Annotated in this window: 11 protein-coding genes and 2 pseudogenes; 3 read left to right on the top strand and 10 right to left on the bottom strand. The window is 61.5% G+C overall.

The features are described from left to right. Positions 1-12: 12 nt before the first annotated feature. Positions 13-708 (bottom strand): ArsR/SmtB family transcription factor, encoded by a 696-nt coding sequence (locus tag ACVWXD_RS16255; RefSeq protein ID WP_457371184.1) that lies wholly within the window; start codon positions 706-708, stop codon positions 13-15. A 74-nt stretch (positions 709-782) separates the two neighbouring features. Here ACVWXD_RS16255 and ACVWXD_RS16250 point away from each other — a divergent pair, with 74 nt between their 5' ends. The 3 genes and pseudogenes from ACVWXD_RS16250 (at position 783) to ACVWXD_RS16240 (ending at position 2,464) form a co-directional block, all read left to right on the top strand. Further along, positions 783-1,907 (top strand): cytochrome P450, encoded by a 1,125-nt coding sequence (locus ACVWXD_RS16250; protein ID WP_457371183.1) that lies wholly within the window; start codon positions 783-785, stop codon positions 1,905-1,907. A 104-nt stretch (positions 1,908-2,011) separates the two neighbouring features. Further along, positions 2,012-2,101 (top strand): annotated as a pseudogene (locus ACVWXD_RS16245) (type II toxin-antitoxin system HicA family toxin); the annotation flags it as partial. Next, positions 2,078-2,464, top strand: a pseudogene (locus tag ACVWXD_RS16240) (type II toxin-antitoxin system HicB family antitoxin). The pseudogenes ACVWXD_RS16245 and ACVWXD_RS16240, both read left to right, overlap by 24 nt. On the opposite strand, the gene ACVWXD_RS16235 reads toward ACVWXD_RS16240, so the two are convergent. The 9 genes from ACVWXD_RS16235 to gcl all read right to left on the bottom strand — a co-directional run bounded on the left by ACVWXD_RS16235 (position 2,461) and on the right by gcl (position 13,350). Continuing rightward, positions 2,461-3,657: an MFS transporter gene (locus ACVWXD_RS16235; protein WP_081797774.1), complete on the bottom strand. Its 1,197-nt coding sequence runs from the start codon at positions 3,655-3,657 to the stop codon at positions 2,461-2,463. The pseudogene ACVWXD_RS16240 and the gene ACVWXD_RS16235 sit on opposite strands and share 4 nt — an antisense overlap. Before the next feature lie 274 nt (positions 3,658-3,931). Next, entirely contained in the window at positions 3,932-4,936 is a 1,005-nt protein-coding gene (locus tag ACVWXD_RS16230) for a sulfate ABC transporter substrate-binding protein (protein WP_032889121.1), read from the bottom strand. A 96-nt stretch (positions 4,937-5,032) separates the two neighbouring features. Beyond that, positions 5,033-5,857, bottom strand: coding sequence for an ion transporter (locus ACVWXD_RS16225; RefSeq protein WP_032889122.1), 825 nt, complete (start codon positions 5,855-5,857; stop codon positions 5,033-5,035). 31 nt (positions 5,858-5,888) lie between these two features. Further along, on the bottom strand, positions 5,889-6,764 hold the full coding sequence (locus tag ACVWXD_RS16220) for an urea transporter (protein ID WP_286819469.1): 876 nt from the start codon (positions 6,762-6,764) through the stop codon (positions 5,889-5,891). Between the two features lie 137 nt (positions 6,765-6,901). Then, positions 6,902-8,317, bottom strand: a complete 1,416-nt coding sequence (gene pyk / locus ACVWXD_RS16215; protein WP_095184248.1) for a pyruvate kinase — start codon at positions 8,315-8,317, stop codon at positions 6,902-6,904. Then, positions 8,307-9,587, bottom strand: coding sequence for a glycerate kinase type-2 family protein (locus ACVWXD_RS16210; RefSeq protein WP_032889128.1), 1,281 nt, complete (start codon positions 9,585-9,587; stop codon positions 8,307-8,309). Before ACVWXD_RS16210 ends, pyk begins: the two co-directional genes overlap by 11 nt. 177 nt (positions 9,588-9,764) lie before the next feature. Then, positions 9,765-10,655 carry a 2-hydroxy-3-oxopropionate reductase gene (locus ACVWXD_RS16205; RefSeq protein ID WP_032889129.1) on the bottom strand — a complete coding sequence of 297 codons (891 nt, stop codon included), beginning with the start codon at positions 10,653-10,655 and terminating at the stop codon, positions 9,765-9,767. Positions 10,656-10,781: 126 nt separating this feature from the next. Then, positions 10,782-11,564 carry a hydroxypyruvate isomerase gene (hyi, locus tag ACVWXD_RS16200; RefSeq protein ID WP_032889131.1) on the bottom strand — a complete coding sequence of 261 codons (783 nt, stop codon included), beginning with the start codon at positions 11,562-11,564 and terminating at the stop codon, positions 10,782-10,784. A 10-nt stretch (positions 11,565-11,574) separates the two neighbouring features. Further along, on the bottom strand, positions 11,575-13,350 hold the full coding sequence (gene gcl / locus ACVWXD_RS16195; protein WP_032889133.1) for a glyoxylate carboligase: 1,776 nt from the start codon (positions 13,348-13,350) through the stop codon (positions 11,575-11,577). Between the last annotated feature and the right edge of the window lie 183 nt (positions 13,351-13,533).

The following is a 13,533-nucleotide window of genomic DNA, read 5'->3' as shown; positions in this document are numbered from 1 at the left end:
GGCTGGTGATCTTCATGGCTCGCAGATCGTTGTTCCAAATCGGGCCTTGAGCGCTTTGCGGCCCTTTGGCGTCACACTCAGTGCGCGGCTATCCAGGTCCTGTGTTACCCATTCACGGCGAACAGCGTTTTGCAAAAGCGCCGCGCCCAAAGCACCCGCCAGGTGCGGGCGGCGCATGCTCCAGTCCAGGCAGGCGCAGGCGAATCGCCGTCGTTGCGTGCGCAGCGCCGCCACATCAATCCCAAGTTCAACCATCGCCTTGTCGCCGTGTGCGCTGAGTTGGTAGCTGTCGTTCCCGGTCAACCAGCCGGCCTCAATGAAATGGTCGTGCAACGTGACCGCCAACGTACCCGCCATGTGGTCGTAGCAGGTGCGCGCAAACTGCAGACGCGTGGGCGTGCTCGGCACAAACGCCTTGGCGCTGTTGCGGCTGATCACCATCAACCCTTCAATCGCCTGGGCCACCGACGGACCGGCGAGGCTGTAGTACCGGTGACGACCCTGCGTCTGCAACGTGATCAAGCCGTCGTCCTTGAGCCGGGCCAAGTGCGCGCTGGCGGTTGAGGTGCTGACCTCGGCAATCACGGCCATTTCGGTGCTGGTACGCGCATGCCCATCCATCAGCGCGCAGAGCATTTTCGTGCGCGCAGGTTCTGCAATTGCGCCGGCGACCTGTGAGAGTGCGGCGTCGTCGTCCTGGCCATTCATATTTCGTTCCTGAGCGAATCGTTACCGGGTGAGGTGGCTGATAGTAGCGGTTCTTCGTGAACAGGACGTCCTGAATGACACCGCTTGAAGCCGCTACCCACGCTGACCCTTATGACTATTACTCACGCCTGAGACGTACTGGCGGGTTGCTGTTCGACGCTGAACTTGGGCTGTGGGTCGCCAGTACAGCCGAGGTGGTTGCGGCTGTTCTGGCTCACCCGGATTGTCGAGTACGCCCGCATCACGAGCCGGTGCCTGCTGCGATTGCGCAAGGCGCGGCAGGCCAGGTATTTGCCCGCTTGATGCGGATGAATGAAGGGACGGCCCATCGATGCCCGCGAGCAGCAGTCGAACCGGCATTGGCTGGCGTAGGCGTCGGGACCGTCGCGGAGGTGGTCGGCAGCCTTATCGACCGCGTGGATAACCTGGAGGCGTTGATGTTCACCTTGCCGGTCTCGGCGGTTGCGGCGTTGCTGGGTTTTCCAACAGGGCAGACAGCAGCGGTTGCCGAGCTGACACGGGATTTCGTCGCCTGCCTCTCGCCGCTGAGCAACGAGGCCCAACGGCGTCACGCCGACATCGGAGCGTCGCAGTTGACGCAAATGTTCGGCGACGTACTTGAAGCTTCGGCGTTGATGACGCACATCCGCACAGGCGACTGGATGGACACTGACGTGTTGACCGCAAACCTGATCGGGCTGCTGTCACAGACCTGCGAAGCCACGGCCGGCCTGATAGGTAACACATTGGTGATGCTCGCCCGGCAGCCTGATCTGCTGGAGCAGGTTCAGCACGCGCCCGCCCAGGTCATGGCGCTGGTTGAAGAAGTGGCGCGCTTCGATTCCCCAGTGCAGAACACTCGGCGGTTTGTTGCCGACCGGTGTGTCATCGGTAACCGCGTGCTGGAGGCCGGGGATACCCTCCTGGTGGTGCTGGCGTCCGCCAATCGTGACCCTGCGGCAAACCCGATGCCCGATAGTTTTGTGCTTGAACGCCCGCAGCGGCGCAGCTTCAGCTTTGGTTTCGGCGCTCATCAATGTCCTGGCCAGCGGCTGGCGTTGATCATTGCGTCCCAAACCATCCTTGCGCTGCTCCGTCGCCAGCCTGCCTTGCTGGCGGGCGCGGGGTCATTCGGTTACTGGCCGTCGCTTAACGGGCGGATTCCGAGGTTTCACTCGGCAGCGCTCAACATTCGGTAAAACCACCGCCAGTCAGGCTGAGAGGTTCTGTGCTTGAGCAAAGATAACTCTAGGGTTGTTTTTGTTCAGGCCAAGCCAAGGAGGCTGGGGTGCAAAGCAGGTGATTGATCAAGGAGCTGCAAGAGGCTGGATGGGTACTGGATCGTGTCACGGGCAGTCATCATATTTTTATCGAATGGAGCGATGACTTTACCGCCACCGGCATTCAAATCCCCGATATTCCAGGCGCTGTCATCGCCGGGGACAGCTTTGAAGAGGCTTACAACGCTGCCGTGTAAGTCGCGCACATCCTGCTGCAGGAGATCGCTGCAGAGGGCGGGACGATTCCGATGCCAACGTCAGTCCCGAACCATCGCGCTCATGAGGACTATGCGGGGATGGGCTGGGGGATGCTGGCGTTGGACATCTCGCCTTATCTGGGCAAGACCGAGAAGGTCAATGCGACCTTGCCCGGTTATGTCATCCGGCGAATCGACCGTTATGTGCGTCAGCACAAGGTCAAAAGCCGCTCGTCATTTCTGGCGGACGCGGCTCTGGAGAAGTTGGTGCGCTCTTAAGCGGTTGCGACCGCCACCCGCCGGGACGCACTCAGGAACCGCAACAACGCCACCAGCGGGAATGCGCTGCCGACCAGCATCACCCCGAGCCAGCCGCCGTGTTCATACACGCTGCTGGCAATCGCTGAGCCAAAGGCGCCGCCGATGAAGATGCTGGTCATGTACAGCGCGTTCAAACGGCTGCGGCTGTTGGCGTCGAGGGCGTAGATGGCGCGTTGGCCCAGGACCATGTTCATCTGCACGCAGAAGTCCAGGACCACACCGGTTACCGCCAGGCCGATCACGCTGTACAGCGGATGCACGAACGCCGGCAGGAAGCTCAGCGCGGCGAACAGCATCGCCAGCAACGAAGCGCGGTGAGTGTGACCGGCATCCGCCAGGCGCCCGGCGATGGGCGCGGCGATGGCGCCCAAGGCACCGACCAGGGCGAACAGGGCGATTTCGCTCTGGCTCAGGCCGTGATTACGCGCCAGCTCCAGTGGCGCGGCGGTCCAGAACAGGCTGAAGGTGGCAAACATGCAGCCTTGGTAAAACGCGCGCTGGCGCAGCACTGGCTGGCGACGCAACAAGGTGCCCAGCGAACCCAGCAATTGGCCATATGTGGCGCTGTGGTCGGGTTGGCGCTTGGGGATGGTCAGCATCAGCACCACGCTGATAAACGCCATCAACCCCGCCGCCGCCATGAACATCGCACGCCAGCCGAAGTGGTCCGCCACCACGCTGGAGACCGGCCGTGCCAGCAGGATGCCCAGCAACAAACCGCCCATGATGCTACCGACCACACGGCCACGGGACTCGGCAGGCGCCAGGTGCGCGGCCAGCGGGATCAGGATCTGCACCGATACAGAACTGAATCCGATCAGCAGCGACACCAGCAAGAACAGGTTCGGCTGTGCGGTGAACGCTGCGCCCAGTAGGCTGGCGATGGCCACCACGGTGGTGAGGATCATCAGCTTGCGGTTTTCCAGCAGGTCGCCCAACGGCACCAGGAAGAAGAGTCCCAGGGCATAACCGATTTGCGTCAGGGACACGATCAGGCTGGCCATGGCCGGCGTAAGGCCGATGTCCGGGGCGATCAGTTCAATGATCGGTTGCGCGTAGTAAATGTTGGCAACGATGGCGCCGCAGCAGAACGCAAACAGCATCACCATCCCGCGGGTCATGGTGCTTGTAGTGTGGGGAGTAGCGTTCATGGTGTTCTCATAAAAGCGGAGGAAGATGGCGAGCGAGAGTAAAGCCAAGGCGTACGCACGAGTAGGGCGCTCGTGGTGATATCACTTATGCTGGCTGATGATACATTCAGAAACAACTAAGGTGGTGTGACACTACCGATGCAACGGCCATACAGACAGCCAAATGTGGGAGGGGGCTTGCCCCCGATGGCGGAGTGTCAGTCACTGGGTGTAGTGGCTGACACACTGCTATCGGGAGCGAGCCCCCTCCCACATTTTTTACCGCGTTTCTTAGTTATTGACCGGAGTAGATCTGGTCGAAGATGCCACCGTCATTGAAGTGGGTCTTCTGTACGGTGCGCCAGTCACCAAAGGTCTTCTCCACCGACAGGAAGTCGACTTTCGGGAAGCGGTCGGTGTACTTGGCCAGTACTTTTGGATCACGCGGGCGCAGGTAGTTGTTGGCGGCGATTTCCTGGCCTTCCGGCGACCACAGGTACTTCAGGTAGTCTTCGGCGGCCACGCGGGTGCCTTTCTTCTCGACCACTTTGTCGACCACCGACACCGGCGGCTCGGCTTCAGCGGAAACGCTTGGGTAGATCACTTCAAACTGATCACGGCCGAATTCACGGGCGATCATTTCGGCTTCGTTCTCAAAGGTCACCAGCACGTCGCCGATCTGGTTGGTCATGAACGTGGTGGTCGCTGCACGGCCACCGGTGTCGAGCACAGGCGCTTGCTTGAACAGCTTGCCGACGAAGGTCTTCGCCTTTTCTTCATCGCCGCCGTTCTTGAGCACATAACCCCAGGCCGACAGGTAGGTGTAGCGGCCGTTACCCGAGGTTTTCGGGTTAGGCACGATCACTTGCACGCCATCCTTGAGCAGGTCCGGCCAGTCTTTCAGCGCCTTGGGGTTGCCCTTGCGCACGATGAACACGGTGGCGGAGGTGAACGGCGCGCTGTTGTTGGGCAGGCGCGTGACCCAGTTGTCTGGCACCAGTTTGCCGTTGTCGGCAAGGGCGTTGATGTCGGTGGCCATGTTCATGGTGATCACGTCAGCTGGCAGACCGTCGATCACCGAACGCGCCTGTTTGCTGGAACCGCCGAAGGACATTTGCAGGGTCAGCTTGTCGTTCGGGTGCTCGGCTTCCCAATGCTTCTGGAAGGCGGCGTTGTAGTCCTTGTAGAAATCGCGCATTACGTCATAGGAGACGTTGAGCAGTGTGACCGGTGCGGCGTGCACGGCGCCCGCCAGGGCAAGACCGGCGGCCAGGAGAGAGGCGCTAACGAGTTTTTTCACTGCTCATTCCTTGTTGTTCGGGAGAAGGGGTAAGGCCATTTGCCAGCGACTATAGCCGGGGCGCCATAGTCGCTTAAAGATTAAAAAGAACTTTGCTTATTCCACTTTCTTGAAAAGATTACTGCCGCAGCGCGAGCAGAACGCCGCATTGGGCTCGTGGCTGTTTTTCTTGCACACGGGGCAGTCGGTTTGCAGCTGTTCACCGCGCATGGCACTGGCCAGCTCCGCGGTAAAAATGCCCGTGGGCACGGCGATGATCGAGTAACCGGTGATCATCACCAGTGACGAAATCACTTGGCCCAGCGGCGTCTTCGGAACGATATCGCCAAAGCCCACGGTGGTCAGGGTGACGATGGCCCAATAGATGCCTTTGGGAATGCTGGTAAACCCGTGTTCCGGGCCTTCGATCACGTACATCAAGGTGCCGAACACCGTCACCAGGGTGCATACGCTCACCAGGAATACCACGATCTTCTGCTTGCTGCCGCGCAACGCCGCCATCAGGTAGTTGGCTTGCTTGAGGTACGGGCTGAGCTTGAGCACACGGAAAATCCGCAGCATGCGGATGATGCGGATGATCAGCAGGTACTGCGCATCGCTGTAATACAGCGCAAGGATGCCGGGCACGATGGCGAGCAAATCCACCAGCCCGTAAAAACTGAAGGCATAGCGCAACGGCTTGGGCGAGCAGTACAGGCGCAGCCCGTACTCGATCAGGAAGATGACGGTGAAGCCCCACTCGATATACGCCAGCACATTGGCGTAGTTCTGGTGGATCTGGTCGATGCTGTCGAGCATCACGATCACCAGGCTGGCGAGGATGATCAGCAACAAGATGCCGTCAAAGCGCCGCCCGGCGACGGTGTCGCTCTGAAAAACCATGACGTAGAGCCGCTGGCGCCAGTCGTTGTTGCTGTCCATAAGTCCCGCCCGAATCGAAGATCGAGCAAGCCTAGGGGGATTCGAAGGGGCTGTCCATGCGCGGTTTCTGCACGATTCGGCGACCGGCGCGTACCAGCCAGCAGGCGAGGATAAACGGCGCGGTGAGCGCGGGCAGGTGCAGGGCGGCAAAGCCCGGTGTCAGAAGGATCGCCAGCAGGATGCCGAGCAGCGGCAGCCAGGCTTGGCGACGCGCTTGGCTCAGGGCCAGGGCCGCGAGGGCCGGGTTGTAGCTGTGCAGGCCGAGGAGGGCGCCGGTGCTGTCCTCCAGCATGACGCCGATCAGCACGCCGGCGCTGGCGCCGATCAAGGCCCAGATGGCCGCGCGTCGGTTGGCGAGCCACAGGCCAAGGGCAATCAAGGCGCCGGCCACGGGCTGATCCAGCAGCATGATTTGCGCCAGTCCAGTGAAGGGCGCGCTGAACCAAACCAGGGCGTCCGGCGCGCCCAGGGCGAAGGTGTTTGGCGCCGCAGTGCCCAGCAGCAGCCAACCCAGCATGACAAACGGCGCGGTGTAGGCAGGCAAGTCATCCGGTTGCGTCGCGTGCTTGAGCCATTGCCGCGTGAGAATCGCACTCAAGCCGCCACACGCCAGGATCAGCGGCGGCAACAAGGCAGACCACGCGAAATGCTCGCTGATCAACAAGCCCAGCAACACGCCGTTGTAGCTATATAAGCCAGCTTGGCGTTCAGCTTTGGGATAACCCCGGCGCTGGGCCGTGAGCAACCCGGCCACGCCACCCAGCAGTGCACCGCCGAGCAAGGCCGGAGCGCCGATCAGGATGGCCAGTAGGCACAGCAAGCCGCACAGCGGCTGGCGTTGCAGGAAGATTTGGCTGAAGCCGTTGAGCAGCGCTTCGGCCCAGTCGGGGCAGGTCTGGTTGTGCATGATGGGGATTCAGTGAGACCGAGTTGTCCCCATCGAGGGCCAGCCCCCTCCCACACTTGATTGGGTTCACACCGTTAGATGTGTGAATGCAGTCCAATGTGGGAGGGGGCTTGCCCCCGATGGGGCCTCTACAGGCGCTAGATCAGCGTCTCTATACGCAAAGAGTTGGTCGACCCCGGCTGCCCGAACGGCACCCCCGCCGTAATCACCAACGTATCCCCGCGCTGCGCCATGCCCTGAGCCTGGGCAATCTCCAGTGCCGTGGAACACACCTCATCCACCTGGCGCAGCCGATCATTGACCACCGAGTGCACGCCCCACGCCACGCTCAGCCGTCGCGCCGTGGACAGGTTCGGCGTGAGGTTAAGAATCGGCGCCACGGGCCGTTCCCGTGCAGCGCGCAGGCTGGAGCTGCCGGATTCGCTGTAGTTCACCAGCACCGCCACCGGCAGGATGCTGCTGATACGACGGATCGCGCAGCTGATGGCGTCCGACACGGTGGCATCGGCTTTGGGCCGGCTGACGTCCAGTTGCGCCTGGTAATCCGGACCGTTTTCCACTTGGCGGATGATCTTGCTCATCATCTGCACGGCTTCCAGCGGGTACTCGCCCGATGCGGTTTCTGCCGACAGCATCACCGCATCTGCGCCCTCGGCCACGGCGTTGGCCACGTCGGTGACTTCGGCACGGGTGGGCGCCGGTGAGAAACGCATGGATTCGAGCATCTGCGTGGCGACCACCACCGGTTTACCCAACTGACGGCAGGTGCTGATGATGTCCTTCTGGATCTGCGGCACGCTCTCGGCCGGTACTTCCACACCCAGGTCGCCTCTGGCCACCATGATCGCGTCGCTCAGTTCGGCGATTTCCCGCAGGCGCTGCACGGCCGACGGCTTCTCGATCTTGGCCATCAGGAAAGCTTTGTCACCGATCAGCTCGCGGGCTTCGCGGATGTCTTCCGGGCGTTGCACGAACGACAACGCTACCCAGTCCACGCCCAGCTCCAGGCCGAAGCTCAGGTCGCGGCGGTCCTTGGCGGTCAGAGGGCTCAGTTCCAACAGCGCTTGTGGCACGTTCACGCCCTTGCGGTCGGAAAGCTCACCGCCATTGAGCACGGTGGTATCAATGGCATCGGTGTGCTTGGTGATCACCCGCAGGCGCAGCTTGCCGTCGTCCAGCAGCAGGTCCATGCCCGGCTCCAGCGCTGCAATGATTTCCGGGTGGGGCAGGTTGACCCGGCGTTGGTCGCCCGGGGTCTCATCCAGGTCCAGGCGCAGGGCCTGGCCGCGCACCAATTGCACCTTGCCTTCGGCGAAACGCCCGACTCGCAGCTTCGGCCCTTGCAGGTCCATCAGGATGCCCAGCGGGTAGTTGAGCTGGCGCTCCACCTGGCGAATCCATTGGTAGCGCTGGGCGTGATCGGCGTGGTCACCGTGGCTGAAGTTGAGGCGGAAGATATTCACCCCGGCTTCTACCAGTTCGAGGATGTCATCGATCCCGTCGGTGGCCGGGCCCAGGGTGGCGAGGATCTTGACCTTCTTGTCAGGCGTCATGTGCAGTGCTCTCAAGGATCAGGATGGCGCGGAAGTCGTTGACGTTGGTGCGGGTTGGCTCGGTGACGATCAAGTCGTCGAGCGCCGCGAAATAGCCGTAGCCGTTGTTGTTATCCAACTCATCGCTGGCGCTCAGGCCCAAGGCTTCGGCGCGGCGGTAGCTGCAGGGCGTCATGATTGCGCCGGCGTTGTCTTCCGAACCGTCGATGCCGTCGGTGTCGCCCGCCAGTGCGTACACGCCGGGCAGGCCTTTGAGGCTGTCGGTCAGGCTCAGCAGAAATTCCGCATTGCGCCCGCCCCGGCCATTGCCGCGCACTGTGACGGTGGTTTCACCGCCGGACAGGATCACGCACGGCGCTGCCAACGGTTGGCCGTGCTGCACGATCTGCCGGGCAATGCCCGCATGCACTTTGGCCACGTCCCGCGCTTCACCTTCCAGATCGCCGAGGATCAGCGGGCTGAAACCGGCCTGGCGTACTTTTACGGCCACGGCTTCCAGGGATTGCTGGGGGCGGGCGATCAATTGGAAGTGGCTGCGGGCGAGGATCGGATCGCCGGGTTTGACGGTTTCCGAGGCCGGGTTTTGCAGCCAGCTGCGCACGGAGGCGGGTGCGTCGATCCCGTAACGCTTGAGAATCGCCAGGGCTTGTTGCGAGGTGCTCGGGTCGCCGACGGTAGGGCCGGAGGCAATCACCGTGGCTTGGTCGCCCGGCACGTCGGAGATGGCGTAGGTGTACACCGTTGCCGGCCATGCGGCCTTGGCCAACCGACCGCCCTTGATTGCCGAGAGGTGCTTGCGCACGCAGTTCATCTCGCCAATGGTCGCGCCGGATTTAAGCAACGCCTTATTGATGGTTTGTTTGTCCGCCAGGGTGATGCCTTCGGCGGGCAGGGCCAGCAATGCAGAGCCGCCGCCGGAGAGCAGGAAGATCACGCGGTCGTCTTCGCCGAGGTTGCTGATCAACTCCAGCACGCGCTTGGCCACGGCCAGGCCGGCAGCATCGGGGACGGGGTGGGCGGCTTCAACCACTTCGATTTTTTTGCACGGTGCGCCATGGCCGTAGCGGGTGACCACCAGACCAGTGACCTCGCCGTGCCAGCAGTTTTCGACGACGAGTGCCATGGCGGCGGCGGCCTTGCCGGCGCCGATCACGATCACGCGGCCGGTGCGGTCGGCGGGCAGAAAGGGTTCAAGGACTTGCCGGGGGTGGGCGGCGTCGATGGCTGTGGCAAACAGCTCGCGAAGCAGGTGTTGCGGATCGACCGACATAAGCGGGCTCCCGGGGATTTTTGTTATTAGAGGTGCAGCAATTTCAGATTTGGAATGCGATCAAGTGTGGGAGGGGGCTTGCCCCCGATAGCGGTGTGTCAGACGTAGATGATTGGGCTGAAACACTGTCCTCAGGGGCAAGCCCCCTCCCACATTCAAGGTGTTTCCACTGGCGGGTTACTTATCGCGAATCGAGAAATTCGCCATATGCTCCAGCCCCTTGATCAGCGCCGAGTGATCCCAGTTGCCGCCACCAATTGCCGTGCACGTACTGAACACCTGCTGGGTACCGGCAGTGTTCGGCAGGTTGATCCCCAACTCCTTGGCTCCGGCCAGGGCCAGGTTCAGGTCTTTCTGGTGCAGGTTGATGCGGAAGCCAGGATCGAAGGTGCCCTTGATCATGCGTTCGCCGTGCACTTCCAGAATCTTCGACGAGGCAAATCCACCCATCAGTGCTTCACGCACCTTGGCCGGGTCGGCGCCGTTTTTCGAGGCAAACAGCAGCGCTTCGGCCACCGCCTGGATGTTCAGCGCAACGATGATCTGATTGGCCACTTTGGCCGTCTGGCCATCGCCATTGCCGCCGACCAGCGTGATGTTCTTGCCCATGCTCTGGAACAGCGGCAGGGCACGTTCGAAGGTCTGGGGCTCGCCGCCGACCATGATGCTCAGGGTGCCGGCCTTGGCGCCGACCTCACCGCCGGACACCGGTGCATCGAGGTACTGTGCACCGGTCTCGTTGATTTTCGCTGCGAATGCCTTGGTGGCAGTGGGCGAGATCGAACTCATGTCGATCACAACCTTGTTCGGCGACAAGCCAGCGGCGACGCCGTCGGCGCGGAACAGCACGTCATCGACCTGCGGGGTGTCGGGCACCATGACGATGATGAATTCGGCTTCCTGGGCGACTTGCTGCGGATTGGCCAGGGCCACTGCGCCGGCGTTGATCAGCTCGGCCGGCGCCTTGCCGTGGTGCTCGGAAAGAAACAGTTGGTGACCTGCTTTCTGCAGGTTCGCGGCCATGGGTTGGCCCATGATGCCGGTGCCGATAAATCCGATTTTAGCCATGGTGAAATCCTCTTCTTATGTGGGAGGGGGCTTGCCCCCGATGGCGGTGTGTCAGGCAAAACATTGCTGACTGACCCGCCGCTATCGGGGGCAAGCCCCCTCCCACAGGGTTTTGTGTGGTGTCTGTCAGATGGCGTTATGGGTTTTAAGCCAACCCAGGCCCGCTTCGGTGGTGGTCAACGGCTTGTACTCACAGCCGACCCAACCCGAGTAGCCAATCCGATCCAGATGCTCGAACAGGAAGCGATAGTTGATCTCGCCCGTGCCCGGCTCATTGCGCCCAGGGTTGTCCGCCAGCTGGATGTGGTTGATCTCATCCAGGTGCGTGGCCATGGTCCGGGCAAGGTCGCCTTCCATGATTTGCATGTGGTAGATGTCGTACTGCAGGAACAGGTTGGCACTGCCCACCTGCTCGCGGATCGACAGGGCTTGCGCTGTGGTGTTCAGGTAGAAGCCGGGGATGTCGCGGGTATTGATCATCTCCATCACCAGCTTGATGCCCGCTGCTTGCAGCTTGTCGGCGGCGTACTTGAGGTTGGCGACGAAGGTTTTTTCCAGGGTGTCGTCGTCAACGCCTTGTGGCCGAATGCCCGCCAGGCAGTTGATCTGGGTATTGCCCAGCACTTGGGCGTAAGCGATGGCCAGCTTGACCCCGGCGCGGAATTCCTCGACCCGGTCCGGGTGGCACGCCAGGCCGCGTTCGCCTTTGGCCCAGTCACCGGCTGGCAGGTTGAACAGCACCTGGGTCAGGCCGTTGGCGTCGAGGTGTGCCTTGATGTCAGCCGAGCTGAATTCATACGGGAACAGGTACTCGACACCTTCGAAACCGGCATCGGCGGCCGCTTTGAAACGGGCAAGGAAATCCTGTTCGGTAAACAGCATGGACAGGTTGGCGGCGAAACGCGGCATAAGGTTCTCCTTAATCGAGCAGGGAAATGGCAGTCGGTGCATCGTTGCCGACCAGGGCCAAGTCTTCGAATTCGTTGACGGCGTTGATCTCGGTGCCCATGGAAATATTGGTCACGCGCTCCAGAATGATTTCGACGATCACTGGCACCTTGAATTCTTCGATCATCTCCTGGGCCTTGCGCAGCGCCGGCTGGATCTGGCCTGGCTCGAATACACGCAGGGCCTTGCAACCCAGGCCTTCGGCGACGGCGACGTGGTCCACGCCATATCCATTGAGTTCCGGGGCGTTGAGGTTGTCGAAAGACAGTTGCACGCAGTAGTCCATTTCAAAGCCACGTTGTGCCTGACGGATCAAACCCAGGTAGGAATTGTTCACCACTACATGGATGTACGGCAGCTTGAACTGCGCGCCCACGGCCAGTTCTTCGATCATGAACTGGAAGTCATAGTCGCCGGACAACGCCACCACCTTGCGGCTCGGGTCGGCCTTGACCACGCCGAGTGCGGCGGGAATGGTCCAGCCCAGCGGCCCGGCCTGGCCGCAGTTGATCCAGTGGCGTGGCTTGTAGACGTGCAGGAACTGCGCGCCGGCAATCTGCGAAAGGCCGATGGTGCTGACGTAGCAGGTGTCTTTGCCAAACACCTGGTTCATCTCTTCGTACACGCGCTGCGGCTTGACCGGCACGTTGTCGAAGTGAGTCTTGCGGTGCAGGGTGGCTTTGCGCTGCTGGCAGTCATGCAGCCAGGCACTGCGGTCCTTGAGCTTACCGGCGGCTTTCCACTCGCGGGCCACTTCGATAAACATTGTCAGCGCCGCGCCGGCGTCGGAAACGATACCCAGGTCCGGGGTGAAAACACGACCAATCTGGGTCGGCTCAATGTCGACGTGGATGAACTTGCGGCCCTCGGTGTAGACCTCTACTGAACCGGTGTGGCGGTTGGCCCAGCGGTTGCCGATGCCCAGCACCACGTCCGACTTGAGCATGGTCGCGTTGCCATAACGGTGGGAGGTTTGCAGGCCGACCATACCCACCATCAGCGGGTGATCATCGGCGATGGTGCCCCAGCCCATCAGGGTCGGAATCACCGGGATACCGGTGAGTTCAGCGAATTCCACCAGCAGCTCGCTGGCATCGGCGTTGATCACGCCCCCCCCGCTGACCAGCAACGGACGTTCGGCCGCGTCGAGCAGGGCCAGGGCTTTTTCGACCTGGATGCGTGTTGCCAGTGGTTTGGCCAGGGGCAGTGGCTGATAGGCATCGATGTCGAATTCGATTTCGGCCATCTGCACGTCGAACGGCAGGTCGATCAGCACTGGGCCTGGTCGGCCGGAGCGCATTTCATAAAAGGCTTTCTGGAACGCGTAGGGCACCTGGCCGGGTTCCAGGACGGTGGTCGCCCACTTGGTCACCGGCTTGACGATGCTGGTGATGTCCACGGCCTGGAAGTCTTCCTTGTGCATCCGTGCACGAGGGGCTTGGCCGGTGATGCACAGGATCGGGATCGAGTCGGCCGAGGCGCTGTAGAGGCCGGTGACCATGTCGGTGCCCGCTGGGCCCGAGGTGCCGATGCACACGCCGATATTCCCGGCCTTGGTGCGGGTGTAACCCTCGGCCATGTGCGAGGCGCCTTCAACGTGGCGAGCAAGGACGTGATCGATGCCACCCACCTTCTGCAAGGCTGAGTACAGCGGGTTGATCGCGGCGCCTGGGATGCCGAAGGCGGTGTCCACGCCTTCACGGCGCATGACGAGGACGGCGGCTTCGATTGCTCTCATTTTGCTCATGTTTTGGTGCCTCTTGCGTTTTGTAATTGTATACAAGTGGTGTCTGTTCAAAGTGTATTCACGGCGGGATGCGCAGGTCAATCCATTTTATTGATTGGTCTTTGCGTTCGTCGGAACGGCTTTTTTCGACGTATGGAGCCTTTGTGCGAAAATATTGTATACAAAAACAAATGTCATTGTGTT

It is taken from the genome of Pseudomonas sp. TE3911 (assembly GCF_054062775.1).
The sequence above is the reverse complement of the archived record's forward strand: the minus strand, read 5'-3'. Positions and strand labels throughout refer to the sequence as shown.